The sequence below is a fragment of the Micromonospora cremea genome (genome assembly GCF_900143515.1).
Lineage (GTDB): Bacteria > Actinomycetota > Actinomycetes > Mycobacteriales > Micromonosporaceae > Micromonospora > Micromonospora cremea.
Genome location: NZ_FSQT01000002.1, coordinates 1,643,151 through 1,669,335, shown reverse-complemented (window position 1 = coordinate 1,669,335; position 26,185 = coordinate 1,643,151). Strand labels below are relative to the sequence as shown.

28 protein-coding genes and 2 pseudogenes are annotated in these 26,185 nt (G+C 73.7%); 20 read left to right on the top strand and 10 right to left on the bottom strand.

Features of this window, described 5'->3' with window-relative positions:
• Positions 1 to 118: 118 nt before the first annotated feature.
• From BUS84_RS21175 to BUS84_RS21090, 18 genes are all read left to right on the top strand, one after another.
• Positions 119 to 1,129 (top strand): ABC transporter ATP-binding protein, encoded by a 1,011-nt coding sequence (locus BUS84_RS21175; protein ID WP_074314985.1) that lies wholly within the window; start codon positions 119 to 121, stop codon positions 1,127 to 1,129.
• Positions 1,126 to 2,145 carry an ABC transporter permease subunit gene (locus BUS84_RS21170; protein WP_074318976.1) on the top strand — a complete coding sequence of 340 codons (1,020 nt, stop codon included), beginning with the start codon at positions 1,126 to 1,128 and terminating at the stop codon, positions 2,143 to 2,145. Before BUS84_RS21175 ends, BUS84_RS21170 begins: the two co-directional genes overlap by 4 nt.
• A 106-nt stretch (positions 2,146 to 2,251) precedes the next feature.
• Positions 2,252 to 2,656 carry a DUF3263 domain-containing protein gene (locus BUS84_RS21165; protein ID WP_074318975.1) on the top strand — a complete coding sequence of 135 codons (405 nt, stop codon included), beginning with the start codon at positions 2,252 to 2,254 and terminating at the stop codon, positions 2,654 to 2,656.
• Positions 2,657 to 2,850: 194 nt separating this feature from the next.
• On the top strand, positions 2,851 to 3,537 hold the full coding sequence (locus BUS84_RS21160; protein ID WP_084757542.1) for a hypothetical protein: 687 nt from the start codon (positions 2,851 to 2,853) through the stop codon (positions 3,535 to 3,537).
• Positions 3,534 to 3,929 carry a phage holin family protein gene (locus tag BUS84_RS21155; protein ID WP_074314984.1) on the top strand — a complete coding sequence of 132 codons (396 nt, stop codon included), beginning with the start codon at positions 3,534 to 3,536 and terminating at the stop codon, positions 3,927 to 3,929. The genes BUS84_RS21160 and BUS84_RS21155 overlap by 4 nt, the downstream gene beginning before the upstream one ends.
• Before the next feature lie 22 nt (positions 3,930 to 3,951).
• Positions 3,952 to 4,605 carry a DUF3618 domain-containing protein gene (locus tag BUS84_RS21150; protein ID WP_074314982.1) on the top strand — a complete coding sequence of 218 codons (654 nt, stop codon included), beginning with the start codon at positions 3,952 to 3,954 and terminating at the stop codon, positions 4,603 to 4,605.
• Between the two features lie 27 nt (positions 4,606 to 4,632).
• Complete coding sequence (locus BUS84_RS21145; RefSeq protein ID WP_074314980.1) at positions 4,633 to 5,460, top strand: hypothetical protein; 828 nt, start codon at positions 4,633 to 4,635, stop codon at positions 5,458 to 5,460.
• Between the two features lie 142 nt (positions 5,461 to 5,602).
• A complete protein-coding gene (locus tag BUS84_RS21140; protein ID WP_074314978.1) occupies positions 5,603 to 6,112 on the top strand; it encodes a GNAT family N-acetyltransferase in 510 nt (169 codons plus the stop codon).
• Between the two features lie 272 nt (positions 6,113 to 6,384).
• Positions 6,385 to 6,819 carry a hypothetical protein gene (locus BUS84_RS21135; protein WP_074314977.1) on the top strand — a complete coding sequence of 145 codons (435 nt, stop codon included), beginning with the start codon at positions 6,385 to 6,387 and terminating at the stop codon, positions 6,817 to 6,819.
• 2 nt (positions 6,820 to 6,821) lie between these two features.
• A complete protein-coding gene (locus tag BUS84_RS21130) occupies positions 6,822 to 8,021 on the top strand; it encodes an SRPBCC family protein (RefSeq protein ID WP_074314975.1) in 1,200 nt (399 codons plus the stop codon).
• Positions 8,018 to 8,446 carry a gas vesicle protein GvpJ gene (gene gvpJ / locus BUS84_RS21125; RefSeq protein WP_074314974.1) on the top strand — a complete coding sequence of 143 codons (429 nt, stop codon included), beginning with the start codon at positions 8,018 to 8,020 and terminating at the stop codon, positions 8,444 to 8,446. Before BUS84_RS21130 ends, gvpJ begins: the two co-directional genes overlap by 4 nt.
• A gap of 1 nt (position 8,447) precedes the next feature.
• On the top strand, positions 8,448 to 9,203 hold the full coding sequence (locus tag BUS84_RS21120; protein ID WP_074314971.1) for a GvpL/GvpF family gas vesicle protein: 756 nt from the start codon (positions 8,448 to 8,450) through the stop codon (positions 9,201 to 9,203).
• A 3-nt stretch (positions 9,204 to 9,206) separates the two neighbouring features.
• Positions 9,207 to 9,569 (top strand): gas vesicle protein GvpG, encoded by a 363-nt coding sequence (locus tag BUS84_RS21115; protein ID WP_074314969.1) that lies wholly within the window; start codon positions 9,207 to 9,209, stop codon positions 9,567 to 9,569.
• A gap of 5 nt (positions 9,570 to 9,574) precedes the next feature.
• Positions 9,575 to 9,919: a gas vesicle protein GvpO gene (locus tag BUS84_RS21110; protein ID WP_208869710.1), complete on the top strand. Its 345-nt coding sequence runs from the start codon at positions 9,575 to 9,577 to the stop codon at positions 9,917 to 9,919.
• A gap of 1 nt (position 9,920) precedes the next feature.
• On the top strand, positions 9,921 to 10,304 hold the full coding sequence (locus BUS84_RS21105) for a gas vesicle protein (protein WP_074314968.1): 384 nt from the start codon (positions 9,921 to 9,923) through the stop codon (positions 10,302 to 10,304).
• Complete coding sequence (locus BUS84_RS21100) at positions 10,288 to 11,115, top strand: GvpL/GvpF family gas vesicle protein (RefSeq protein WP_074314966.1); 828 nt, start codon at positions 10,288 to 10,290, stop codon at positions 11,113 to 11,115. Before BUS84_RS21105 ends, BUS84_RS21100 begins: the two co-directional genes overlap by 17 nt.
• A complete protein-coding gene (locus tag BUS84_RS21095) occupies positions 11,112 to 11,324 on the top strand; it encodes a gas vesicle protein (protein WP_074314965.1) in 213 nt (70 codons plus the stop codon). The genes BUS84_RS21100 and BUS84_RS21095 overlap by 4 nt, the downstream gene beginning before the upstream one ends.
• Positions 11,321 to 11,674 carry a gas vesicle protein K gene (locus BUS84_RS21090; RefSeq protein WP_084757541.1) on the top strand — a complete coding sequence of 118 codons (354 nt, stop codon included), beginning with the start codon at positions 11,321 to 11,323 and terminating at the stop codon, positions 11,672 to 11,674. The genes BUS84_RS21095 and BUS84_RS21090 overlap by 4 nt, the downstream gene beginning before the upstream one ends.
• 45 nt (positions 11,675 to 11,719) lie before the next feature.
• Here the strand turns inward: BUS84_RS21090 and BUS84_RS21085 are convergent, their stop codons facing one another.
• The 9 genes and pseudogenes from BUS84_RS21085 to BUS84_RS21050 all read right to left on the bottom strand — a co-directional run bounded on the left by BUS84_RS21085 (position 11,720) and on the right by BUS84_RS21050 (position 21,232).
• Positions 11,720 to 12,652: an SMP-30/gluconolactonase/LRE family protein gene (locus BUS84_RS21085; protein ID WP_074314963.1), complete on the bottom strand. Its 933-nt coding sequence runs from the start codon at positions 12,650 to 12,652 to the stop codon at positions 11,720 to 11,722.
• A 103-nt stretch (positions 12,653 to 12,755) separates the two neighbouring features.
• Positions 12,756 to 14,315, bottom strand: a pseudogene (locus BUS84_RS21080) (AAA family ATPase); the annotation flags it as partial.
• 104 nt (positions 14,316 to 14,419) lie between these two features.
• A pseudogene (locus tag BUS84_RS41300) lies at positions 14,420 to 15,011 on the bottom strand (AAA family ATPase); the annotation flags it as partial.
• Positions 15,012 to 15,047: 36 nt separating this feature from the next.
• Positions 15,048 to 15,551, bottom strand: coding sequence for a hypothetical protein (locus BUS84_RS21075; RefSeq protein ID WP_074314959.1), 504 nt, complete (start codon positions 15,549 to 15,551; stop codon positions 15,048 to 15,050).
• Between the two features lie 38 nt (positions 15,552 to 15,589).
• On the bottom strand, positions 15,590 to 16,357 hold the full coding sequence (locus BUS84_RS21070) for a GTP-binding protein (RefSeq protein WP_208869709.1): 768 nt from the start codon (positions 16,355 to 16,357) through the stop codon (positions 15,590 to 15,592).
• Positions 16,335 to 16,814, bottom strand: a complete 480-nt coding sequence (locus tag BUS84_RS21065; protein WP_074314957.1) for a DUF742 domain-containing protein — start codon at positions 16,812 to 16,814, stop codon at positions 16,335 to 16,337. The genes BUS84_RS21070 and BUS84_RS21065 overlap by 23 nt, the downstream gene beginning before the upstream one ends.
• Entirely contained in the window at positions 16,811 to 17,287 is a 477-nt protein-coding gene (locus BUS84_RS21060; protein WP_208869708.1) for a roadblock/LC7 domain-containing protein, read from the bottom strand. Before BUS84_RS21060 ends, BUS84_RS21065 begins: the two co-directional genes overlap by 4 nt.
• Positions 17,284 to 20,052, bottom strand: a complete 2,769-nt coding sequence (locus BUS84_RS21055; RefSeq protein WP_074314955.1) for a nitrate- and nitrite sensing domain-containing protein — start codon at positions 20,050 to 20,052, stop codon at positions 17,284 to 17,286. The genes BUS84_RS21060 and BUS84_RS21055 overlap by 4 nt, the downstream gene beginning before the upstream one ends.
• Positions 20,039 to 21,232: a hypothetical protein gene (locus BUS84_RS21050; RefSeq protein ID WP_074318972.1), complete on the bottom strand. Its 1,194-nt coding sequence runs from the start codon at positions 21,230 to 21,232 to the stop codon at positions 20,039 to 20,041. The genes BUS84_RS21055 and BUS84_RS21050 overlap by 14 nt, the downstream gene beginning before the upstream one ends.
• Positions 21,233 to 21,606: 374 nt before the next feature.
• On the opposite strand from BUS84_RS21050, the gene BUS84_RS21045 reads away from it, so the two are divergent.
• Complete coding sequence (locus BUS84_RS21045) at positions 21,607 to 24,471, top strand: alpha/beta fold hydrolase (RefSeq protein ID WP_074314953.1); 2,865 nt, start codon at positions 21,607 to 21,609, stop codon at positions 24,469 to 24,471.
• Positions 24,471 to 25,367 carry an ABC transporter permease gene (locus tag BUS84_RS21040; RefSeq protein ID WP_074314951.1) on the top strand — a complete coding sequence of 299 codons (897 nt, stop codon included), beginning with the start codon at positions 24,471 to 24,473 and terminating at the stop codon, positions 25,365 to 25,367. The genes BUS84_RS21045 and BUS84_RS21040 overlap by 1 nt, the downstream gene beginning before the upstream one ends.
• Here the strand turns inward: BUS84_RS21040 and BUS84_RS21035 are convergent.
• Positions 25,362 to 26,036, bottom strand: coding sequence for a DUF4232 domain-containing protein (locus tag BUS84_RS21035; RefSeq protein WP_074314949.1), 675 nt, complete (start codon positions 26,034 to 26,036; stop codon positions 25,362 to 25,364). The genes BUS84_RS21040 and BUS84_RS21035 overlap by 6 nt on opposite strands.
• Positions 26,037 to 26,185: the final 149 nt, after the last annotated feature.

Here is a 26,185-nt window from a genome sequence, read left to right as displayed (position 1 = left end):
CGTCACTCTCGGTCGATGAAACGCATCGCCCGGCGCGTCGATGCATACCGCGTATTGCGCGTGCCTGCATACCGCGTATGGTGTCGGCTGTCACGCCCACCATCGGGGGAGGTGCAGCTTGCCAGCTGTCCTGGAGATCGAAGGTCTACGTAAGACGTACAAGAGTCGTCGACGCGGCACCCGCAACGCGCTCGACGGCTTCGACATGCGGGTCGACGCCGGGCAGGTGCACGGCTTCCTGGGCCCCAACGGGTCCGGCAAGACCACCACGCTGCGCACGCTGCTCGGCCTGATCCGGCCCGATGGCGGCCGGATGGCGCTGCTCGGGCACGAGGTGCCCGGCGCGCTGCCCACCGTCGCCGGTCAGGTCGGCGCGATCGTGGAGAGCCCGCAGTTCTTCCCGCACTTCTCCGCCCGGGACACGCTGTCCCTGCTGGCCGGGGCGGGCGAGGTGCCGGCCGGTCGGGTCGACGAGGTGCTGGAGCTGGTCGGTCTACGCGACCGGGCCGGCGAGCGGGTGAAGACGTACTCGCTGGGCATGAAGCAGCGGCTGGCCGTCGCCTCCGCCCTGCTGAAGAACCCGAAGCTGCTCATCCTCGACGAGCCGGCCAACGGCCTCGACCCGGGCGGCATCCGGGAGATGCGCACGCTGATGCGGACGCTCGCCGAATCGGGGATGACCGTGGTGCTGTCCAGCCACATCCTCGGCGAGATCCAGCTGATCTGCGACTCGGTCACGATCATCTCGCTGGGCCGGCGGGTCGCCTTCGGCCCGGTCGACGAGGTGCTCGCCCAGCACTCGTCCGGCGCGGTCCGGGTCCGGCTGGAGGCGGTCAGCGACCTGCCCGCGGCCACCGACGCGCTCACCCGGGCCGGGATCCGGGTCACCGGCCACCCGGACCACCTGATGCTGGCCGGTGTCGACAAGCCGGCCACGGTGACCCGGCTGCTCGCCGAGAACGACCTCTACGTCAGCGAGCTGGCCCCGGTCGCCGTCGACCTGGAGAGCGTCTTCCTCGAACTGACCGCCACCGCGCCGGTCCCCGGCCAGCACCGGCAGGTCGACGAGTCCACGAAGGTCGGTGGGACGGGGCAGCCCGGCGCCACCGGGGGAGGGTGGGGCGCGTGAGCCTCTATCGTACGGAGCTGCGCCGGCTGGCCAAGCGGCGCTTCACCCGCTACATGTCACTGCTCGGCCTGCTGGTGCTGGCCGCGGTGGTGGTCGGGGTGTTCTTCACCAACCAGAAGATCGACGCGAGCCAGCTGGCCCGGGCCGAGCGCCAGGCCGACCAGCAGTACCAGGAGCAGGTGCGCTGGAGCGAGCAGGAACGCGTCAACTGCGAGCAGGCCAAGGCCGCCGGTACGCCGAACGACGGCCGCTACCCCGACGACTGCTCAATGATCACGGCGCCGCCCCGGGAGTCGATCCAGGCGGAGTGGTTCCTGCCCTCGACGTTCAACTTCCGGCAGACGTTCGACGAGACGCTGATCCCGTTCGCGGCGATCCTCGCCCTGGTCGGGTTCGTGGTCGGCGCGTCCTTCGTCGGCGCCGAGTGGAGCACCGGCGGCATGATGAACCTGCTGCTCTGGCGGCCGAAGCGGCTCACCGTCCTGCTCACCAAACTGGCCGCGCTGCTCACCGGCATTCTGGCGGTGACGCTGCCCGCGGCGGTGCTCTGGTTCGCCGGGTTCTGGGCGATCGCCACCTTCCGGGGCAGCACCGAGAAGATGACGTCCGGCGCATGGCAGTCGTTCGCCCTCACCGGGCTGCGCGGCGTGGCGCTGGTACTGGTGGTCACAGCCATCGGTTTCGCGCTGGCCTCGCTGGGTCGGCACACCGCGATGGCCCTCGGCGGCGTGGTGGCGGTGATGGTGGTCGGGCAGTTCGGCCTCGGCATCCTGCTGTCGATGGCGAGCGTGCGGTTCGCCGAGGCATGGCTGCTGCCCACGTACGTGGCGGCCTGGATGCAGAAGAAGATCACCCTGCAGGACTGGAACTCCTGCAACAACGCCACCTACTACGGCGAGTGCAAGCCGGACACGCTGGACATCACCTGGCAGCAGTCCTCTGTGCTGCTCTCCGTCGGGCTGGTGGTGATCCTCGGCGCGGCACTCTGGGCGATGCGACGGCGGGACATCTCCTGACCGACGCGGCGCGGTGCGGCCGGTCCGGCCGTCGGGTTTCCCGGCGGTGCGGGGCCGGCTGCGCCGGCTGCTGCGACCCGGGCCGACCCTGGCTAGGCTGAGCGCCATGCCCGCCGACGCCACCCCGGCCTCCCCCGAGCCGTCCACCGACGCTCGTCCGGGCGACGTGGCGGTCGGTGGCGGGCCGACGGTCCCGACACCCCGACCGGTGCCGCCCGTGGAGAGCACCGCTGACCCCGCGCCGGCCGCCGGGGCCGATGCCGAAGCCACCGCGCCGGCGGCGGGGCTGACCGAACGGGAACGGGCCATCCTCGCCTTCGAGCAGCAGTGGTGGCGGCACGCGGGTGCCAAGGAGCAGGCCGTTCGGGACACCTTCGGGGTCTCCTCGACCCGGTACTACCAACTGCTCAACGCGCTGCTCGACAACCCGGCGGCGCTCGCCGCCGACCCCGTGCTGATCGGTCGGCTCCGCCGGCTCCGCTCGTCGCGCGCCCGCAATCGCCGCCGCTGACGCCATCGCCCGCCCACCCTGCCCCGACTCCTGATTGTCGGGTTGTCGGCCGCCGGGCCGCCAACCGCCGGGAGCGGCGTCCCCGGTGCCCGGTCCGTCCAGGCCGGCAGAAGCATGGCGCCAGATTCGGCGGGTAGGCGGGGTGCGTCCCGGGTCGCTGCCATGCGGCTCCGGGCCGACGGAGGGAGCGGGCTATGACGGGTAACAACCCGAGCCGGCCACCACAGGGTGCGACCGGCACCGCACAGCAGGCTCGGCAGGAGGCGTCCCGGGTCGGACAGCAGGCCACGCAGGCCGGTGGACAGGTGGCCCACGCCGCCGCCGAGCAGGGCGGCCAGGTGGCCGCGGAAGCGCGCCAGCAGGCCCGGAACCTGACCGGGGAGGCCACCGGCCAGCTGCGTGAGCAGGCACGGTCGCAACAGCAGCGGGCTGTCGACGGGCTGCGCGACCTAGGCCAGGGGCTCAACTCGATGGCCGAGCGGGACGGTGACTCCGGGCTGGCCGGCCAGGCGGTCCGCCGAGCGGGGGACGCCGCGCAACGGGCCGCCGGCTGGCTGGACGGACGGGAGCCGGGGGACGTACTGGACGAGGTACGCACGTACGCCCGACGCAACCCCGGGATGTTCCTGGCCGGCGCGGCGTTGGCCGGACTGCTGGTCGGGCGACTCACCCGTGGTCTGACCAGCGCTGGCGGCGCAGGGATGCCAGGCGGCCAGGCGGCCGAATACGGGCATCCGGACGGGGGCGGACCGGAGCCCTACGACCGGGGGTTCAACGCGCCCTACCAGCCCGAACAGCCGTACACCGGTGCGGCTCGGGCGCAGAACATCTCGCCGGCCGGTCGGCCGGAGCCGGACCTGCCAGGCGGGGTGGCACCGTGAGCGCCCCGGAGAAGGAGCGGGCCCAGGCCTCGGTCGGCGACCTGCTGGGTGACGTCACCCGGGACCTCTCCACGCTGATGCGCAAGGAGGTCGAGCTGGCCAAGGCCGAGCTCCGCGAGGAGGCGAGCCAGGCCGGCAAGGCCGGCGGCATGTTCGGCGGGGCGGGTCTGGCCGGGTTCCTGGCCGTCCTGTTCGTGTCGTACGCGGTGTGGTGGGGGCTGTCCAACACGATGGACCAGGGCTGGGCGGCGCTGATCGTCGCGGTGATCTGGGCGGTCGTGGCCGGTGGCCTCTTCATCAACGCCCGGAACCAGCTGCAGCGGGCGCGTGCGGTGCTGCCCCGGTCGAAGCAGACCGCCCGGGAAGTGCCAAACGCGCTGCGCGGTCGGTGAACGAGTCGGGAGGGAAGAGATCATGTCCAGTGATCCGGATCGGATCCGGCGGGAGATCGAGACCACCCGCAACGAGTTGAGCAGTGACGTCGACGCACTGACCGACAAGGTCAACCCGCGTCGGATCGCGGGTGAGCGCGTCGGGCAGGCCCGCGGCGCGTTCGCCCGAGCGAAGGAGAAGGTGATGGGCAGCACGAGCCACATGGGGCAGGAGGCCAGCCAGCGGATGTCGCACGTCGCCGGCTCGGTGCGCGACGAGAGCCGGTCGTTCGGACAGCAGTCCCGGGGGGCCGTGGGCTCCGTGCGGGACGAGGCTCGCTCACTGGGGCGGCAGTCCCGGGAGCAGGCGCAGGGCAACCCGCTGGCCGCCGGTCTGGTCGCTTTCGGTGTCGGGTTGCTGGCCGCCTCGCTGCTCCCGCCGAGCGGGCGGGAGAGGCAACTCGCCGGCCGCGCTCGGGGCATGGTGAGCGAGCACTCCGACCAGCTGCGCGGGCAGGCGAGCCAGATCGGCCACCAGATGCAGGACAACCTGCGGGAGCCCGCGCAGCAGGCGGCGCAGTCGGTGCGGTCCACCGCCGGGCAGGGGGTGTCCGCGGTACGCGACCAGGGCCGTTCGGCCGCCGGGCAGATGCAGGGGCAGGCGCATGCGGCCGCTGACGATCTCCGGCAGCGCTGAGCCGGCCGGGCGGGGCAGGCGCCGATGATGCGGGTACGCTCCGCGTCCGCGCCAGCCCCGGGCCGGCTGGTCAACGAGGACATGGTCTTCCGGTTCGGCCCGCTGGTCGGCGTTCTGGACGGCGCCACCGTGCCGGAGGGCTTCGACACCGGCTGTGTGCACGGGCCGGAGTGGTACGTCCGGCACCTGGCCGCCCGGATCGGCGTGGCCGAGGCGGCACGTCCGTCCGCCAGGCTGACCAGCAACCTGGCCGCGGCCATTCTCGCCGTCCGCGCCGACCATGGCGAGCAGTGCGACCTTGATCATCCCGGTACGCCGTCCAGCACCGTCTGCCTGCTGCGTGAGTGCGGCGACAAGGTGGACTATCTGGTGCTCTGCGACAGCCCGCTGGTGTTGGACACCGGCCAGGTCAGCGTGGTGACCGACGACCGGCTGGAGGCGGCGGTGGCCGAGCTGCGCCGGACGGTCGCCACGGTGCCGGCCGGCGGGGACCCGGTGACCCGCTTCCGGCACGCCGTGGGCGTCCAGCGGGAACGGATGAACCGCACGCACGGCTACTGGGTGGCGGCGGCTGATCCGGACGCGGCCTTCCACGCGGTGACCGGGACGTTGCCCCGGCGGGGGCCGGGGGCGCTGCGCCGGGCGGCGCTGCTCAGCGACGGCGCATCCAGTGCTGTCGACCAGTTCGGGCTGACCGACTGGGCGGGCCTGCTGGACATGCTGGGCGCCGACGGGCCGGGCGCGTTGCTCGACCGGGTCCGGGAGGCCGAGCGCGACCATCCCGACCGGCTGCGCCGGCACAAGCCCACCGACGACGCCTCGGTGGTGTTCTGCGAGTTCGAACCGGCGACCTGAGGCCCCCGCGATTCGGCCGGGTGGCAACAGAGCGTGAGGTGGAACGCTGGGGGCGGTCCGACCGGTCGGTACCGGTAGCCGGACCGCCAGTGGATGCCCAATGGGGTGGACTTCGACCGATGAGGGCGGCAGACTGCGGCACGTGGCGGGTGCGGTCCGGTTGGAGCCGGTGGACGAGCAGAACTTGGAGCCATTGCTCTCCGTAGCGGCTGCCGAGGCCGAGCCGGGTGATGTGATGCCTCCGGTCGAGGCTCCCGCCGGCTGGTCGCTCGCCCGCCGGGAGGCGTTCCGGGACTTTCACCGGGCGAGCTTCGGCGGCCTGGACGGCCCGACCCGTTCCCAGATGTACGCGATCCTCGTCGGCGGCGAGGTGGTGGGCATGGTCCGGATGACACGCTGTGACGAGCCCGGCACAGTCGAGGCCGGCATGTGGCTCGGCCGGTCGGCACGCGGGCAGGGGATCGGCGTGACCGCCCTGCGCGAGTTGCTGAACGCCGCCGCCCGGGCGGGCATGCGGGCCGTGGTGGCGGACACGACCGCGGACAACGTCGCCGCGGTCGGCGTACTGAAGAAGTGCGGTGCGAAACTGCGCGAGGACGCCGGCAAGGTGCGTGCCGAAATCTGCCTCGATTCGACGCCACCAGCACTCTGAAACGATTCTGAAGTTTCGCCTTCTCTGTCGTTCTGCCTGGTGTTTGCCGCCTGAACGTCCGTATTGGGGCGTCCATTCCCGCATTTCCTGTTGGCGTGCGCGGACGCATCCGGAAATTGCCGGAATGGTTTCGGCGGAATGCCGCCGGGTACTGCCCGCCGGGTCCGCAGATACGGGACGTCTGACCGAAGGCATGCTTCGCGCTATTCCCCGGTAGCCCCTTCTGGCCCCATCGCCAGGCGTCCGGACCTCCGGGGAACGAAGGAGAACTGATGAAGACCGGAACACGAATCGGGCTGGCGGTGGGCTTCGGCTACCTGCTGGGCCGCCGCCGCAAGCTGCGTACCGCACTCACCCTGGCCGCCGCGGTCGCCGCCGGTCGGGCCAGTCGGGCCCCCGGCGGGCTGCTGAAGCGCGGCAGCGACGTGCTGCACTCGTCCCCCCATCTGAGCAACCTGAGCCAGCTCGGCGGGCCACTGGTGAACGCGGGCCGGGCCGCCGCCAGCGCGGCGGCCGGCAGCAGCGTCGACGCGCTCACCGGTCGGCTGCGCGGCTCGGCCGACGCGCTGCGCCGCCGTTCCGGAGACCAGAGCGGTGCCGGCGACGACACGGGCCGCGAGGACGACGCGGGTCGCGACGACGACCGCGACACGGCGAACCAGACCGGCCGGGACGACGCGGCGGCCGGTCAGCGGCGGGGGCGGTGACCATGGCGGGAAACACCAACCCGGGCGGACTTGGTGACAAGCTCCGCGGCCAGTTGGCCGACGAGGTTCGCAACCTGGCCGAGGCGATCGGCGAGCGGGCGATGACGGTGGTGAACGAGCGGATCACCGGCGCGACCGGCCGGCTCAGTGAGTACGCGCGCCAGGGCGGCGGACCCGGTCTGATCGCCGCCGCGACCGGCGCGCAGAAGCTCGCCGAGGGTCACTCACCGGTGAAGGCGATGGTTCATGCCGGGATGGCCGGCGGTAAGGAGAAGGTGATGTCGGCTCTGGGCCGCGTTAGCGGAAAGGGCGGCGGCAAGGGCGGCAAGAAGCTGAAGGTCACCAACATCGTCGAGACGATCGAGGTCGGCGTGCCGGTGCGGGCCGCGTACAACCAGTGGACGCAGTTCGGCGACTTCCCGAGCTTCATGAAGAAGGTCGAGCAGGCCGAGAACGACTCCGACGAGAAGATGACCTGGAAGGCGCGGGTCTTCTGGTCGCATCGCACCTGGGAGTCCACCATCGTCCGGCAGGTGCCGGACGGGCTCATCCACTGGCGGTCCAAGGGTGAGAAGGGCTCGGTCGACGGCACCGTCAGCTTCCACGAGATCACCCCCGACCTGACCCGCATCCTGGTGGTGCTGGAGTACCACCCGCAGGGGCTCTTCGAGCACACCGGCAACCTCTGGCGGGCCCAGGGCCGCCGGGCGCGGCTGGAGTTGAAGCACTTCGTCCGGCACGTGATGACCCAGACCGCGCTCGACCCCGACTCGGTCGAAGGCTGGCGCGGCGAGATCCGCGACTCCCAGGTGGTCAAGGACCACGAGACCGCCCTGCGCGAGGAGCAGGAACAGCGCGAGCAGCAGGAACAGCGGGGGCGGGAAGGGCCGGCGCCGGAGGAGCAGGAGGAGCCCGAGCAGGAGCGGCGCGCCCGCCAGCCCGAGCGGGGCCGCCGCCGGCCGCCGGAACGGCGTCGCCCTCCGGAGCAGGAGTACGACGAGTACGAGGACGAGTACGACGAGGAGTACGAGGACGAGGAGCCGGAGGAGGAACAGCCGCCGCCGCGTCGTCGGGCACCCGAGCGCGCCCGTCGTTCGCAGCCGCGCGATGAGCCGCAGCGTCCAAGCCCGGCCGCCCGGCGTGCCCCGGAGGCGCCTCGGCGCCCGGTGGTCCGCCGTCGGCGAGAGGAGCGGGGCGAATGAGCGTCGCGACGAGCGGTGCCCAGGCCGGCAGCGCCTTGGAGCGAGGTGGCTCGTCCTCCGGGCTGGCCGACGTCGTGGAGACCGTGCTGGACAAGGGCGTGGTGATCGACGCCCAGGTTTCGGTCGCCGTGGTCGGCATCCAACTTCTGGAGATCAACGCCCGGATCGTCGTCGCCAGCGTCGAAACGTACCTGCGGTTCGCTGAGGCGGTGGATCGGCTCGACATCACGCCCAAGAAGCAGAAGGGGCTCCCGGACCTGGTCGGCGGCGCCTCGGGAGCCGTTGGCGCCGGCAAGGCCGCCGCCGGTCTCGGCAAGACCGTCGGGGCGATCGGTGGTGCGGTGAAGGACGCGGTCGGCGAGCTCGGCTCGGACCGGGACCGGGACCGGCCTCGACCGCGCCGACGGCGGGACGAGGAGCGCTGAGATGGCCGACGAGATCGGGCTCTTCGTCTACGGCATCGTCCCCTCCGACGTGGAGCCGACCCCGGATGCCGTCGGTGTCGGCGACCCGCCGGGCGAGGTGGACGTGGTCCGGCAGGGCCGGCTCGCCGCGCTGGTCAGCGAGGTTGGGCTGGAGGAAGCGTTGGGCCGGCCGGCGGACCTGACCGCGTACCAGCAACTGCTGGACGGGACGGCGGCAGTGGCGCCGGTGCTCCCGGTGCGGTTCGGCACGGTCGTCACCGGGCCGGACGCGGTGGCCGACCTGCTCGACGCGCACCATGACCGGTTCGCGGCGGCGCTCGACGAGTTGGAGGATCGGATCCAGTACACGGTGCACGGCCGCTACGACGAGCAGGAGTTGATCGCCGAGATTCTCGCCGGGAGCCCGGCCGCCGCGGACCTCGCCGACCAGGTGCGGGGACTGTCCGAGGCGGCCACCCGGGAGCAGCGGATCCGACTTGGCGAGATGATCAGCCAGGCGGTTGAGCTGCGCCGGGAGGCGGAGAGCCGGCAGCTGATCGACACGCTCGTTCCGCTGTCGGTTTCGAACGCACCGCGCCCGCCGAGCAACGAACTGGACGCGGTGAACGCCGCCTTCCTGGTCGACGTCGACCGCGAGGAGGAGTTCGTCGAGGCGGTGGAGGAGTTCGCCGAGCAGCGGCGGGACGTGATCCGAATGCGGTTGCTCGGGCCGCTCGCCCCGTACGACTTCGTCAGCGCGCATCAGCTGGTGGAGTGACGCATGGACATCCTCTGGGGGCTGCTGACGCTGCCGTACGCCCCGATGCGAGGGCTGACCGCGGTGGTGAAGGTGATCGCGCGGGAGGCGGAGGCACAGCGGTACGACCCGGCCAACATTCGGCGTGAGCTGGAGGAGTTGGACGCGGCGGCGGCCGCTGGCGACATCACCTCGCAGGAGCGTGACCTGAGACAGCAGCAGGTCCTGGACCGGTTGACCGGCACGGGTGGCGGCGCCGCTCGTAGTGCTGCCCCGGACGCGGGCCGGGCGGGGAACCGCCCGGCCCGCGCCCGGAGGCTGCGGGAGACCGGCCAGCGACGGCGTGCGGACCGGCCGGGTGACCCGGACCGGCGGCGGGGAAGGTGAGCGGGGTGGCAATCCAAGGCGACGAACGCGCCCGCCGGCGGGAGCCGGAGAGCGGCGACGCAGACCAGTACGACGAGGAGGAGTACGTCGAGCCGGTGTCGGCCGCGGAGGCGGCCCGGGAAGGACTGCGCCAGGTCGTCGAGCTGACCGGTCGGGACCCGGTCGGGACCACCTCGCTTCAGGCCACCGACGACGGCTGGCTGATCGGGGTCGAGGTGGTCGAGGACCACCGGATTCCCGCCTCGACCGATCTGCTCGGCCTCTACGAGGTCGAACTCGACATCGAGGGGGGACTGCTGGGCTACCGGCGGGTGCGTCGCTACCAGCGCGGAAAGGGCGAGGTGGGCTGAGATGACCAGACCGCAGGCTCCGTCGGTCGTGCAGAACTCCGGCCAGGTTCTGCCCGCCGGCCACGAGCCGGCCAACCTGGGCGACATCCTGGAGCGGGTCCTCGACCGGGGCATCGTGATCGCCGGTGACATCCGGGTCAGCCTGCTCGACATCGAGCTGCTGACGCTGAAACTGCGGCTGGTCATCGCGTCGGTCGACACCGCGCGGCAGATCGGCATCGACTGGTGGGAGCACGACCCGTGGCTCAGCTCGCGGGCCCGGCCCCCGGTGGAGCCGGGACCGCGTGACCCGGAGCAGGTCGAGGCGGAGCGCCGGCCCCGGGTGGCGGCCCGGGCGCGTCGCCGGGACGCCGAACTGGAGGAGTGGAATGAGTTCGACGGCTGAGGTAGCCGCTGACCGGCCCGCCCCGACGGCCGGGGCCTGGCTGCACGGCGTGGTCCGGGACGCCGATCCGGCGGCGCTGGCGGCGATCGCCGGGATGGACGGCGCCCCGGTCCGGGCGGTGTCCGCCTCCGGCCTGGTCGCCGTGGTCAGCACCGCGCCGCTGGACGAGTACGGCGAGCAGCCGCTGCGCCGCAACCTGGAGGACCTGGCGTGGTTGGAGCGGGCGGCCCGGGCGCACCACGGCGTGGTCGAGGCGCTGGCCCGTCGGGGACCGGTGGTGCCGGCCCGGCTCGCCACCGTGCACACCGACGACGAGCGGGTGGCCGGGTCCCTCGCCGCGTGCCGGGGCGAGCTGGTCGCCACCCTGGACCGCCTCACCGGACGCGGCGAGTGGGGCGTGAAGGGCTTCCTGGTGCCGGGCGCGGCCCGTACGAGCGCCGAGCCGGTCGGGGCGGGCGGCGTGGGGACGGCGTACCTGCGGCGGCGCCGGGCACAGTTGACCGCCCGGGAGGAGGGCCAGCAGGCGGCGAGCGCGGCGGCGGACACGGTGCACGCCGCGTTGTGCGAGCTGGCCGTGGCCGGCCGGCGGCACGCGCCGCAGGACCGGCGGCTCTCCGGGGCGTCCACCCCGATGGTGCTCAACGGGGCGTACCTGGTGGACCTCGCGGCGCTGCCCGGCTTCACCGACCTGGTCGCCGCGTTGGGCAGCCGGCATCCGGAGATCCGGCTGGAGCTGACCGGGCCGTGGCCGGCGTACTCCTTCGTCACGGAACGGCCGGAGCCGGCGCACACCGTACGGGAGCCCTGGTGACCACCGCGCTCGCGCCGAGCAGCGCGGACGATCCGCTGGCCTACCGGCCGGTGGCCCTGGTGGACCTGCTCGACAGGGTGCTCGCCACCGGGGTCGTGATCAGCGGCGACCTCACCCTGGCCATCGCCGACGTGGACCTCGTCCGGATCTCGCTGCGCGCGCTGGTCGCCTCGGTCGGCGCGCTGGCCCCGCCGGAGGACGCCGGATGACCGGGCGGGACGAGGCGACGGAGCTGGCCGCTGCGCTGGGCGCGGAGTCGTGGCGGCCGCCCCGGGTCACCCCGCTGGACCGCCGGATCGCGGTGGACCGCGACTCGGTCGAGCGAGGGCTGGCCAGCCTGGTGCTCACGATCGTGGAGTTGCTGCGGCAGTTGATGGAGCGGCAGGCGCTGCGCCGGGTCGACCTCGGTGACCTGACCGAGGAGCAGATCGAGCGGATCGGGGTGACGCTGATGGCGCTGGAGGAGCAGATGGTCGGGCTGCGCGAGCACTTCGGCCTGGCACCCGAGGACCTCAATCTGGACCTCGGCCCACTCGGTCCGCTGCTCCCCACCGACTGACGGCCGGCGGCAACCCCGGAAGGGGGCTGCCGCCGGCCGCTGGGATCAGGCCGGCACGCGGACGATGTCGTAGTCGGTGTCCGGCGTGGACTCCACGTCGAAGCGACCGTTCACCACGTACAACGCCGAGCCGAGCAGGTCACCGGTGGCCGGCGACCGCAGCTGCGGGCCGGTGATCTCCCGCTGCACCACCCCGGCGGTGTAGCCGCTGTTCATCCGGACCACCGCGATGACATTGGTGAGGTTGCGGATCACGTAGAGGGTGTGGCCGCGCAGCACCAGACCGTCGGCCCGCTCCACGGAGTAGCCACCGAGGTCGACGAGGCGGCTGCCGCCGGTGCGCGGGTCGATGCGTACCAGCCGGCCGGGCAGCATCTGTGCGACCAGCAGGTCGCCGTCGGGCAGTGCCACGATCCCGTTGTGGTAGGCGTCCAGCGTCGCAGCCGGTCCGCTGAGCGGCAGCACCCGGAAGGCCGTGGCGGCTGGCAGCCGGCCACCGTGGCCCAGCGGCACCACGTACAGCACCTGCCGGCCCGAGTCGGTGAAGTAGACCGCGCGCTTGGTGATCACGAGGTCGTTGACGTAGCTGCCCGGCTCGTCGGTGAACTGGTAGTGGGCCAGTTGGGCGCCGGTCTCGGCGTCGTAGACGCTGGCGCCGCCACCGGAGAAGTCGGCGGTCCACAGCCGGCCCTGCGGGTCGAGCTTCAGGCCGGCCTTGTCCTTGCCCGGCACGGCCGGGATCAGCACCGAACCACGCCCGGTACGTAAGTCACCGCGCCACACCGCTCCGTCCAAAATGGAGGTCACGTACACGGTGGTGCCCCGGCCGATCGTCAAACCCTCGGGGGTGAACCCGTTGGGCAGGGCGATCCGGGCCGGAAACGGCTTTGCCGGATGGGCGGTTGCCGGTGCACCGACCGTGGTGAGGGTGGCCGCCGCCACCAGGGGAACGAAGAGAAGCGAGAGCAGCTTGCGCAAGGAACACCGCCTGACTCGTCGTGGATGTCTCCACTGAGGATGTGACGTCCTAGGAACACCCTGGGTACGACGAAAGGTTGACTCCCGGGTCAGTTTGATCTGATCACCCTCGATCGGCGGCGTACCGGGCCAGCCAGGCGACCTGAGCCGGGTCCAACGACGGACGGACCCGGCGCCGCGCTGTGGCGATGTGCGCGGCGGTGACCGTGGCCGCGGCCAACGACTCACGCATCGCGGCCAGCGCCGCCTCCCGGAGCAGCGCCGCGCAGTCGGCCGCGGAGAACCGGTCCAACTCCTCGCCGAGTGCGGCCAGGTCGACGTCCGGCGCGAGCGGCACGTGCCGGGACGCGGCCCGCAGGATGTCCGCGCGGGCCGCTCCGTCCGGCGGCGGCACGTAGACCAGCCGCTCCAGCCGTCCCGGCCGCAGCAGCGCCGGGTCGACCAGGTCCGGTCGGTTCGTCGCGCCGACCACCACCACGTTGCGCAGCGTCTCCACCCCGTCCAGCTCGGTGAGCAGCGCGGCGACCACCCGGTCCGTGGTCCCGCCGTCGCTGGTCTGGCCACGGACCGGCGCCAGCGCGTCCACCTCGTCCAGGAAGATCAACGTCGGGGCTGCCTCCCGGGCCCGGCGGAACAGCTCACGGACCGCGCGTTCGCTCTCACCCACCCACTTGGAGAGCAGCTCCGCGCCCTTCACCGAGAGCACGTTCGCCCGACCCGAGCCGGCCAGCGCGGTGACCAGATACGTCTTGCCGCAGCCCGGCGGCCCGTAGAGCAGCACACCGCGCGGCGGCTGCACGCCGAGCCGGGCGAAGGTGTCCGGGTAGGTCAGCGGCCAGAGCACCGACTCGCTCAGCGTCTGCTTGACCTCGACCAGGTCACCCACGTCGTCCAGCGTCACCGAGGCCAGCTCCAGCGTGGAGGCGGCCATCGTGGTCGGCCGGACCACCTCCAGGGCGGCGGTGAAGTCGGCCATCGACACGGTCGGCGTCTCGGCCGACTTCTGGCGCAGCGCGGCGCGTACCCCAGCCTCCCGGACCAGCGCCGCCAGGTCCGCCGCGACGAACCCGGGGGTACGCCCGGCCACCTCGTCGAGCCGGACGTCGTCGGCCAGCGGCACCTGCCGGGTCAGCACGGTGAGCTGCTCGCGGCGCAGCGCCGGGTCGGGTAGCGGGATGCTGATCCGCAGCGACAGCAGGTCCGGCGCGCGCAGCGCCGGGTCGACCGCCTCCGGCCGGCCGGTGGTGCACACCACGGCGGCACCCGACCGGACGGTCTCCGCGAGCACCTGGCGGAACACCGTCGCCACCGGGCCGGGCTCATCCGCCGGGGCGATCGCCTCCACATCGGTGACCAGCAGCACCGCCGGCCCGTCGGCGCGGACCGCCGCCGCCACGGCACGCAGCCGGTCGGCGGCGGCCTGGTTGGCCAGCGCGGCCACCTCGGGTGCCCAGAGCGGGTGGACGCGGGCACCGACCCGGGCCGCGACCGCCCGGACCAGCGCCGACTTTCCGGAGCCGGCCGGCCCGCCGAGCAGCACTCCCAGCGAGATGGTGGTGCCCAGCCGGCCCAGCACCTCCCGGTGGTGGAAGCCGAGGTCGAGCAGCTCGGTCAGCTCCTCGGCCTGGGCCCGCAGCCCCGGCAGCTCGTCGACGTCGGGCGCGTCGTCCTCCTCCAGCGGACCCACCGCGGCACCGCCCGGAGCCTCAGCCGGCCGGCGACCGCCGGGCCCCCCGAAGGACCCCTCCGCCGGGGCGAGCCGACCGGGGACGGCGCCGTGGGTCGCCCGGCCGTGCTCCCAGCCGACCAGCGTGTCCATGGTGACCAGCGCGCCAGCGGCCGGCTCGACCGCGACCACGGTGAGCAGGGTGCTGGTCCAGGCGAACCCGACCGTGTTGGCGAGGCTGCGTCGGGCCGCCTCGATCAGGCTGCGCACCGAGGCGTCCGGCAACACGTCCTGCGGCAACAGCGAGACGTCGTCGTCGGCGGTGACCACCTTGCCCAGCAGGGCGAGCCGGAGCATCTCCGGGCTGACCGCCGCCACCACCTCCACCGGCCCGGCGAGAGTGACCCGGCTCGCCGGGGTCAGCGGCACCGGAGTCACCCGCACCTGACCGCCGTCGTGCAGGCCGAGGTTGCCCAGCGTCAGGTCGTCGGCGTACAGCAGGGCGGGGCTCGCGCCCGGCTTGGCCGCCGCCACGATTCCGGCCGTCTCCCGTCGGCCGGCCAGCCGGACCGGGTCGCCGGGCCGCAGCCCCAGCGCGGTCAGCACCTCCGGGTGCAGCCGGACGACGCCCCGCCGGGCGTCCAGCGCCGCCGGCCGCAGGCTGGCCGTGAGGGTCAGGTCGGGTTGCGCCATCGCCCGACCGTAGCCGCCGTCAGCCGGTCCCGCGGGTCAGCGCCGGGGATCCAGCTCGTCCAGCAGCGACGGGTCCCGCCGGATCAGCTCGGCCAGCCGGGCGGCCGGGTCCGGGGTCAACCCGTTCGGGCCGGGTGCCCAGGCCGGCACCGTCCGGCCGGACAGCGGCCACGCCGGTGGGGGTTCCACCGGGGCCGCCAAGGGCTCCGGACCGACCGTGACGTGCGGGCCGTCCCAGGAGATCAGCAGCGGGTACGTCCGTCCGGCGTGCTCGACGCGGACGGTCACCGCCAGCCCCGGGTGGGCACCGACGACCTGGCGTACCGCCTCGGCCACCTCCTCGACCGGGCCCCAGCCGCCCACCTCGCCGTAGGTGTCCGGCCCGGCGTTGCGGGCGTCGGTGCGGCCGCCTGCGGGGTCGGCCGGTCCACCGGCCGGACCCGGCGGTGTCGCGGTCTCGTCACGGTCGTTGGCCCGCCGGCGCAGCGCTTCCTCGCGCCGTGCCAGCCGGGCCAGCGTCTCGTCCAGGTCGCCCCTCACCAGATCACCCCTTCCCGCCACGGCCGGAGCCGGTCGGCTCAGGCCCTCCTGTCCCGGGTGGCCCGGTCCAGCGCACGATCCAGGACGACCAGCAGGGCGTCCCGCACCGAGAGCCGGTCCCGGGCGTCGAACTGCACCAGGGGTACATGGTCCCCGATGGCCAGCGCCCACCGGATCTCACCCAGCTCCAGGGCCAGCCGCCCGTCGAAGGCGTTGACCCCGACCACGAACGGCAGACCGGCCCGCTCGAAGAAGTCGATCGCCGGGAAGCAGTCGTCCAGCCGGGCGCTGTCGACCACGACCAGCGCGCCGAGCGCGCCCCGCGCGAGGTCCTCCCACATGAAGCCGAACCGGGCCTGCCCCGGAGTGCCGAACAGGTACAGCTTCAGGCTTCGTTCGATGGTCACGCAACCGAAGTCCATTGCCACCGTGGTGGTGGTCTTGGTCGACCGGGCGCCCGGGTCGTCCACGCCGATTCCGGCGCTGGTCATCTCGGCCTCGGTGGTCAATGGCGCGATCTCGGAGATCGCCCCGACCGTGGTGGTCTTGCCCACCCCGAACCCGCCGGCAATCAGGATCTTGACCGGGACGGGTGGCGCGGCCGGCGGCCGGTGGGCCGGTGGTGGCGTCGACCCGGTGCCGGTCGGCAGCCCGTACGGCGGAGGTGGCGCGGTCGGTGGCGGGCCGGTGCGCCCGAGCGCGGGGCCGCCGATGCCCGGCGAGGTGCCGTAGCGGGCGGTGGCGCTGTTGCCGGCGAGTCCCCCGAGCGGGGCGACCGGCCATTCAGGAGATCGCACGGAGTCCATCAATCACTCGGAGGATGAGGTCGGGGTCGAAGGCGTGGTCGGCGTCGGTGACGTGCACATCCAGGTGCCCGGCGGCACGCAGGTCGCCGACCAGGACCCGGGTCACGCCGAAGTGCAGCCGGGAACGGGCCGAGAGCTCGGCCACCGAGATCGGCTCGGCGCAGAGCGCGATGATCGCCTGGAGCTCCGGTGCCAGCGGAACGGCCGGCGGAGCGGTCCACGGGCCGTTGTCCGGACGGACGGTCACCTGCGTCTCCAGCCCGATCGCCGGGTCCGCGCCCGCCACCCTTCCGGAGGTGAGCACGAACGGCCGGGGACCGGCGGGCCAGCCATCACCCGCGTCCGGCGCCGGTACCGCCGACCCCCCGACCTCGGTCGAGGGCGCCGTACGCAGGTAGGGACGGATCCGGGCCCCGGGCCTCGGATCCGGATCCCCGCCGGCGACGTCGCGGGTCATTGCTGGACGGCGTTCTTCAGCTCGACGATCAGCCGCGGCGTGAGGGCGCCACCGGCCCGCCCGGCGAAGAGCGTCATCTCGTACGCGACGGTGCCCAGGTTCGCCGACCGGTCCGCGACCACGCCGAGCACGGATCCGCTGCTGATCGCGCTGATCAGCAGGTAACCGTCGGCCATGTCGACGATGACCCGGTTGAGGCCGCCGAGGGCGTACCAACTGGCCGCCCCGCCGGCGAGGCTGGTCATGCCGGAGACCACGGCGGCCAGCCGCTCCGCGTTGGACCGGTCCTTGATCGCCGACATGGCCATCAGCAGGCCGTCCGAGGAGACCGCTATCGCCTCCAGCACCCCGGCCGTGCTGGAGGTGAAGGAGTCCAGCAGCCAGTTGAACGTGCGGGCCTCCGGGCTGAGGTCCCCGGCGGCGCCGGACTGGCTCTGGTGGTCGACGTTGTCGTGCAGAAAGGGGCTGGTCACCGTGATGATCCTTCTTCGTTCCGGCGGTCTGGGCTGACTTCGCGGAGGGCGCGGGCGACGCCCGCCTCGAATTCGGTGATGAGATCGCGGACCTCGGCCGGGTCGCCGAGATGTGGGCTGGGCGGCTGAGGGGGCGGGGCGGCGGTGATGTTCGTCCCGGGGACCCGCCGGCTCAGCCGGGGCCGGCCCGGCGTCGCCCCGGCCGGGCCGGCGGTGTCGGCCACCGTGGGGCCGAGACCACCCGGAGTGGCGGGCAGGTCGACCGTCACGCTCGGGTCCGCCGCCGCAGGCCCGGCACCGGCTGTCGGGTCGGCGACGGTCCGCACCGACCAGTGCCCGACGGCGTGACCGGTACCCGGGGCGGCACTCAGCTCGGCCCGTCGTACGCCGGACTGGAACGCCTCGACGAGCGCGCGGGCGGCGGCCGGGTCGGCGCCGGTGGCGTCCACCGGCCCGACCGGCGCGGAAGCGGCGGGCAGGCTGGCGCCGGGCACCCTCTGCCGGACCCGGGGGCCGGTCGGCGTACCCGATGGTCCCGGGCTTCCCGGGGCAGGCCCCGGCACGGTGCGGTCCGGGTGGCCGACGCCGGCGCCGGCGATGCCCGGGCCGCCACCGTTCGCCCCGCGCCCCGGTCGTCGGGGCAGGCCCGCGTCGGTGACCGGGAGGTCGACCGGTGCGGGCGCCGTCGTGGTGGCACCGGTGCCGGCCGGGTCCCCGGTGCCGAACGCGTCCCAGGACGCACCGGACTCCAGGCTGCGGGTGGCCCGGCTGAGCAGGTCCGAGGCGAAGCCGGCGGGCGCCGCGGTGGCCGTGAGCGATCGTGCGCCCCGGCTGTGATCGAGCGCGGCCGGCGAGCGCCGATCACGGTCCGGCACGGTGGCCCGGGCGACGGTGGCCCCGGCCCGGTCGGCCCGGCGTAGCACCAGCGCTGCCGGTGGGATCTCCAACTGGGCGGTCACCCCGCCGCCGTCGGTGGCGGCCAGGCTCACCCCCCAGCCGTGGCGGCGGGCCAACCGGCCCACCACGAAGAGCCCGAGCACCTCGGTCGGTGCCAGGTCGAGCCGCTCCCGGCGGGTGAGCCGTGCGTTCTCCTCGGCCAGCCGTTGCTCGGCCATCCCGATGCCGCGGTCCACCACCGTGATCCGGGCACCGAGCCCGGACGCCTCACCGGCCACCAGCACCCGGGTGTGCGGCGGGGAGAAGATGGTGGCGTTCTCCATCAGCTCGGCCAGCGCCAGGACGAGGTCGCCGACCACGGCCGGCGCGGCCGAGATGCCTGCCGGCACCCGCACCTCAACCCGGGTGTAATCCTCGATCTCGCCGAGGGCCAGCCGGACCACGTCGGCCAGCGGCACCGGCGCGGTGTGCGCGTCCGACCCGGCCGACCCGGAGAGCACCACCAGGCTGCCGGCGTTGCGCCGCAGCCGGCTGGAGATGTGGTCGAGCCGGTACAGGTGCTCCAGCCGGCTCGGGTCGACCTCCTGCTGCTCCAGCCGGTCGATCAGCGCGAGCTGCCGGCCCACCAGGTTCTGGGTGCGCCGCCCGACGTGACCGAACATCTGCGCCACGTTGCGCCGACCGGCGACCTGCCGCTCGACCAGCCGGGCCGCGGTGCTCTGTACCCGGTCGAAGGCCCGGGCCAGGTCGCCGATCTCGTCGTTGGCCCGGATGTCCACCGGATCCAGCCGGACCGGCTGGGCGCTCTCCGCCTCGTCGTCGGTGACCCGGACCAGCTCCGCCTCGGCGACCCGGGCGACCCGGTCGGCGGAGCGGGTGAGCCGGGTCAGCGGCCGGGCCACCGTACGGGCGACGGCCGTGCTGAGCAGCACCACCACCGCCAGGATCAGCGCCGCGGCGCCTCCGACGAGGTACGCGGCGGTCAGCGCCCGCCGCTGCTCGGCGGTCACCTCGGCGAGTACGTCGGCGACCAGCTTCTTCTCCACGAACTGGCCGAGCCGGATCATCGAGCGGACGGACGGGAAGAGCACGTCAAGTGGAACGTGGCGGATCGCACCGGCCGGGTCCTGGGCGCTGGTGACCTGGAAGTCCGCGCTGGTACGGGCGGCCACGGCCACGTCGTTGAGCCGGGCGACCGCGAACTGCTCGGGCGTGATCAGACTGCGGAAGCGCTGGTTGTCCACCTGGAGGGCGGCCATGCACGCCACGTACCCGGCGCTGGCCTGCGCGCTGCCGGTCGCCTTGACCAGCACGATCAGGGTGGCGCAGGCGCCCAGCCCCTCGTCGGCGCGCAGCAGCCCGTCCAGGGCGAGCACCTGGCGGCCCGGCCGGGTGTCGGTGTCCACGCTGAACGACAGCCGCAGCGACTCGATCATTCCTCGGTTGACCGGGCCGAACGCGTCCATCACCTGCGTCGGGCTCGCGGCCCGGGCGAGGACGGCGGTCCGCATGTCGATGAGGCTGGACACCCCGTACAGGGCGTGGTCGACCTGGTCGGTCAGCGCGTCGCTCCCCCCGGCCCGCAGGTCGGCGACCCGGTCGTCCACGTCCGCGGTCTTGCGGACCAGTTCGGCGCGTTCCACCCGGCCGAGCAGGAAACCGACCGAGAGGATGCGTTCCTGCTGGAGGTCCTGCACGAGGCTGCCGACCCGGCTGGCGAGCCGCACCCGCTCGGCGATGTCGCTGGCGCGTTGCGCCGCGGCCACCCGGTCCAGCACCACGGGCACGGCGAGGCCGACCATGCTGAGCAGGGGGATCACCACGAGCAGGGCGAGTTTGCCGCGGATCCGGAGCCTACCGAGCAGCATCGGACGGCCCCCACTGGGCGGATTCCGGGTCGCGGGTCGCGCCGACCGTTTGCAGCGGCCGCGGGTCACCTGGTCGGCCGGTGTGGACCGCCGGGTGCCAGGGGTCGCCCGATGGCGGGATGTCGGGGCTGTCCGCGCGCGGTGCGGGCATCGCGGCCCGGCGACGGGCCCGACGGCCAGCGGCGATCAGCAACGCGGCGAGCCAAACCAGCAGCAGCACGGCGGCGGCCCCGGCGCCGGCGGCCAGCCAGCGGTCCCGGTCCAGCCCGTCGATCCGCTCGACCAGCAGGGCGTCCAGCTCGCTGAGGATGACCGGCTGGAGCTGGAGGGCGGCCGTGTGCGTGTCGAGCCGGGCGGCCGCCAGCCGGACCGGGTCCACCGCGCCCGTGCCGGGGGCCGGGGCGGAGTACGCGGCCAGCGCCTCCACCGAGCGCTGGTAGGTGTCCAGCGGGGTCAGCACGTTCGCGCCCAGGTCGGTGCTCTCCGAGCTGTCCACCGCGGAACGCAGGTTGTCGACCAGGTCGGTGGCGGGCGTCAGGGCGGCCACCCGCAGGCCGGTCAGCTCCATCAGGCTGCGGGTCTGCTCGGCGGCCGGCCGGCGAGGGGCGAGCGTGCCCAGGTCGGCGAGCCGGCCGGCGGCCACCACCGCCTCGGGCAGCTCCTGGCCGGCGCTGTTCTGCAGGAAGAAGGAGTCGGCCCCCGGGTCGCGTACCAGCCCGGAGCTTTCCCGGACCTTGCGGTGCAGGGCCAGCAGCAGATCGGTGACCTCGCCGTACGCGGTGTAGGCGGACTCGGCGTCGGTGGGGCTGCGGTCACGCAGCGCCTCCAGTTTGGCCCGCAGCCCGGCCCAGCGTTCCTGGCTGCGCAGCTCGGTGCCGGTCCGGGCGTCCACCGCGGCGGCGTCCTCGACCGCGCGGATCAGCGCGTCGCCGGGGGCGGGGCGGCCGTTGACCGCGGCGGACTGGGCCTCGACCAGGGCGTCGGTGACCGGGGCGAGGGCGCGGAGGTACTGCACGCCGAGTCGTTCCCGGGCGGCCAGGTCGCGGTTGTCACCGGTCTGCCGCCAGGTCTGCGTCAGGAGTAGACCCACCGGCGCCAGCAGCGCCGCGACGAGCAGCAGCGGCAGCAGTCGGCCCCACATGGACGGCCGTCGGCGGGCCCGTGGCGCAGGGACTGTCATCTGTGTCTCCTCCGGCGTCGGGCTGGGGCTCGGCGCGGTGTCGGGTTCGCCGACGAGTCCCATGCACCGGACCGGAAAACTAGCCGAATCGTCCGTGGGCGAACCGGTTGCCGGTGAGTCAGGTTTGCGTCAGTTCGAGCGATGTCACCGTTCGTCCGTGTTGCCGGCACGCTGTGTCCCATCGGCGGGTGTGACATGAAGGGATCGAGGTGGATATTCGCCGAAGATCGGAATTCACGTGATCCGAACTCAACTCACTGTGCCGCCTTCGACGGTGCGCGGTCGCACCTCCCCGGACCGCCGATCGGGGCAACCGGACGGACGCACGGCGGATCTCAGGCAACGCTCAGCCTGCGGCCCGTACCGTGTGCCGCATGAGATCGCCGTCGCCGGCCGCGTGGTTCCGGCGTGCCCTGCCCACCCGCCGCCGAGCGATCGCCGCAGCGGTGGTCGTCGTGCTCCTGGCGGCCGCCGTGACCTGGGCGGTGTGGCCGCAGGGATCGGGCGTACGCACCGAGAGCGCGATGCTCACGGTCCGTTCCGGACCGGCCGGTGACCAGCCGGTGGACCTGGACACGACCTTCTACCTGCCGACCGACGCCTCGTCCGGTCGGAAGGTGCCGGCGGTGCTGCTGGCGCACGGGTTCGGCGGCACCAAGGAGTCGGTGCGCTCCGACGCGGAGGAGTTCGTCGGGCGCGGCTACGCGGTGCTCACCTGGACCGCGCGGGGCTTCGGCCGCAGCGGCGGCGAGATCCACCTGGACGGCCCGGACTACGAGGTACGCGACGCGCAACGGCTGCTGGACTGGCTCGCCGCCCGGCCGGAGGTGCGCACCGACGGTGCCGGCGACCCGAAGGTCGGCGTGGTCGGCGGCTCGTACGGTGGTGGGTTGGCGCTGCTGCTGGCCGCCCAGGACCGCCGTGTGGACGCCATCGTCCCCATGATCACCTGGAACGACCTGTCCCGGGCGTTCCTGCCGGAGAGCACCGGCGGGGCGCCGACCGAGGGCGTGTTCAAGAAGGGCTGGGCCGGTCTCTTCTTCGGTGGGGGCGGCAACGTGGGCAGCGGCCCGGCCGGGCTCTCCGGCGGGACCGCCGCCCAGCCGCAGGGCGCACCGGCCTCCGCCGGCCCACCCAGCCCGGGGCCGGGCGCCGGCCCGGGTACCGGTCCCGGTGGCGCTCCGGCGGGTGCCGCCGACCCGTCGTGCGGCCGGTTCGCCGCCGACGTGTGCGCCGCGTACCTCCGGATCGCCACCACCGGTCGAGCCGATCAGGCCGCTGTGGACCTGCTGCGCCGGTCCAGCCCGGCGGGCGTACTGGACCGGATCTCGGCGCCCACCCTGCTGGTGCAGGGCGAGGCGGACACCCTCTTCCCCCTCGGCGAGGCGGACGCCAACGCGCGGGGCATCGCCGCCGCCGGCACCCCGGTGCGGGTCGCCTGGTTCACCGGCGGGCACGACGGCGGTGCGGGCCCCCGTTCGGACTCGGACCGGGTGAAGTTCCTGACGGTCCAGTGGCTCGACCACTACGTCAAGGGCGAGGGTGAGGCGCCCGGCGACGACTTCACCTGGTCGCGGATCGCCGGCTTCGACGCCCTCGACCGGGGCCTGGTCGCCACCGGCTTCCGCGCGACCGACTACCCGGGCCTGGCCGGCGACGCCCGACGGGAGGTCGCCGTCGCCGGCCCGGCCCAGCCGATCGCGAACCCGCCGAACGGCAGCCCGGCCGCCATCTCCTCGGTGCCGTTCGCAGGCGGGCTCGCCTCGCTGCTGGACGGGGTGGCCGGCGACGTGCCCGGCCAGCACGCCCGGTTCGAGTCGGCGCCGCTGACCGATGCGGTCGACGTGGCGGGCGCGCCAACCGTCACCCTGCGGGCTGCCTCACCGACCGGCGAGGCGGTGCTCTTCGTCAAGCTCTACGACGTCGATCCGGAGGGCGCGGCCACGCTGCCGAACGGGCTGGTCGCCCCGGTCCGGCTCACCGGCCTGCCGCAGCGGGTGCAGGACGCCCGCCCGGTCACCGTGACGCTGCCCGGGATCGTCCGCCGGGTCGAGGCCGGGCACCGGCTGCGGCTGGTGGTGGCCAGCTCCGATCAGGCGTACACGACGCCGGCCCAGCCCACCGTCTACACGGTGGCGGCGGACGGCGCGGTCAGCCTGCCCACGGTCGGCGGGGAGCCGATCCCCACCACGGCGACGATCTGGCGCTGGGTGCTCGCCGGCCTGCTCGCCGCCATCGCGATCGGCCTCGTCGTGGTCGTGGCCGTGGTCCGCCGCCGGCACCGCCGGCAGGACCGCTCGGTGCACCCGGAGTACGCGGGCACGCCGCTGGCCGTGCGCCGGCTGCGCAAGGAGTACGCGGACGGCTTCGTCGCGGTGTCGAACGTGGACTTCGAGGTGCATCCGGGTCAGGTGGTGGGCCTGCTCGGGCCGAACGGCGCCGGCAAGACCACCACGCTGCGGGTGCTGATGGGGCTGACCCAGCCGACCGCTGGCGAGATCTACGTCTTCGGCCGCCGGCTGGTGCCCGGCTCGCCGGTGCTCTCCCGGATCGGCGCGCTGGTGGAGGGGCCCGGGTTCCTGCCGCACCTGTCCGGCCTGGAGAACCTCAGGGCGTACTGGCGGGCGACCGGGCGGCCGGCGGCGGACGCCCACTTCGACACGGCGCTGGAGATCGCCGGACTGGGCGACTCGGTGCACCGGAAAATCAAGAACTACAGCCACGGGATGCGCCAGCGGCTGGCCATCGCCCAGGCCATGCTCGGCCTGCCGGAGCTGCTGGTGTTGGACGAGCCGACCGACGGGCTCGACCCGCCGCAGATCGCCGAGATGCGCCGGGTGCTCCAGCGGTACGCCACGGACGGCCGGGCGGTGCTGGTCTCCAGCCACCTGCTGGCCGAGGTGGAGCAGACCTGCACGCACGCGGTGGTGGTGAACAAGGGCCGGATCGTGGCGTCCGGGCCGGTGGAGGAGATAGTGGGCGAGTCGCCGAGCGTCCTCTTCGACGTCACCGACCCAGTGGCGGCGCGGGCGGTGCTGGACCGGCTGCACGGGGTCCGGGTGCTGCCGGAGAGCGACGGTCAGCTGGTGGTCGACACCAACGGCACGGCTCGCAGCGACGTGGTGGCCGAGTTGGTGCGCGCCGGCATCGGGGTGGACCGGGTGGTGCCCCGGCGTCGCCTGGAGGACGCGTTCCTCGCCCTGGTGGGCGAGAACTCTCGGGGAAGCGGTGACCGGTGATGGCTGGCTCTTCCGTCGAGACGCCGATGGGCGTCACCGACCCGGCCGGTGCGGCCCGGGGCTACCGGCCGTCGGCGACGATGCCGTTCGGCGCGGAGTTCCGCCGGCAGGCGTCCCGGCGGCGGACCCAGCTGGCGCTCGGGTTCATGGTGCTGCTGCCGCTGATCATCCTGGTCGCCTTCCAGTTCAACTCCGGGGGCGACGACGACAACGGCAACAACGAGTTCGCCAGCCTGGTCGACCTGGCCACGTCCGGCGGGCTCAACTTCACCCTGTTCTCGATCTTCGTGTCGGCGTCGTTCCTGCTGGTGGTCGTCGTCGCGCTGTTCTGTGGCGACACGGTGGCCAGCGAGGCGAGCTGGGGCAGCCTGCGCTACCTGCTGGCGATTCCGGTGCCCCGGGCCCGGCTGCTCACCGTGAAGCTGGTGGTCGCGCTCGCGTACTCCGGGCTGGCTCTGCTGCTGCTGGCCGGCACCGCACTCGCCGCGGGCACCCTGCGCTACGGCTGGTCGCCGCTGCGCAGCACGGTCGCCGCCGAGCTTGAGCCGGGCGAGGGGCTGCTCCGGCTGCTGGCCGTGCTCGGCTACCTGGCGGTCGTCCTGCTGGTGGTGGCCGGGCTGGCGTTCCTGCTGTCGGTGACCACGGACGCCGCGCTGGGCGCGGTGGGTGGCGCGGTGCTGCTCTGGATCCTGTCCAGCATCCTGGACCAGATCACCGCCCTCGGCGCGCTGCGCGACTTCCTGCCCACCCACTTCAGCACCGCCTGGCTGGGGCTGCTCTCGACCCCGGTGCAGACCGACGACGTGGTGCGCGGCTGCATCTCGGCGATCAGCTACGCGACGCTGTTCTGGGGGCTGGCCTTCTGGCGCTTCACCCGCAAGGACATCACGTCATAGCCGACTGTCCGGTGGGCTCACCGGCAGCGGGGCGGGTCGCGTCGGCACCGGCGCGGACGGCTGCTCTGCCTTCTTCCAGGCGCTGACGCCGATCCGGCCGGTGTTGCCCACGTCAACCGGGCCGTCCGGGTCGACGTCCTCGGCCGGCTGCCCGGCGGCGGGTGCGACCCGCAGGTATTCCCCGTTGGTGGCGGGCACGGTCGCGTCGGTGACGAGGTTGCGCCAGAGCACGGTGGCGACGGCCCGCTCACCGGCTTGCAGCGTGATCTGCAGGGGCGGCTGGTCGAAGCCCGGCGTGATCTCCTTCGCCCCGGGCAGCACGCGCAGGATGATCGGCTTGCGGTCCTCGTCCAGCACGCGCAGCGCCGGGTATCCCTTGATCCGGTAGGGACGGTCGCCGCAGTTGACCAGCTCCAGGCCGAGGGCGCGCAGCCCCATCGCGGCGTCCGACCCCCTCGACCGGATCCGGACGCCCGACTCCGGGCACCAGAACGGCGGGCTGACGTACGCCGAGGGCGTCGGGCCGGGCATGCTCGTGAGCTGGGGCGCTGTGCTCGGTCCGTCCCCGGCCTGGCCGCGATGGTCGGCGGGGGCGCAGGCGGCGAGCGCGAGCACCATCGCGATCGCCACGCTGGCCCGTCGCGGTGCTGCCGCGTCGCGGTAGATCATTCACCGATCCTTGCCCACGTGGGCCTCGCACCGCCGCCCGGCCCCTCGATCTCGACAGCTCCCGCCCTCGTGTCGACCCGGCGTCAACTGTCGTTCGTCCCTGTCGAGCTGCCCCAAATCTGGACCGGCGTGACTGCCCCGGCCGGGCG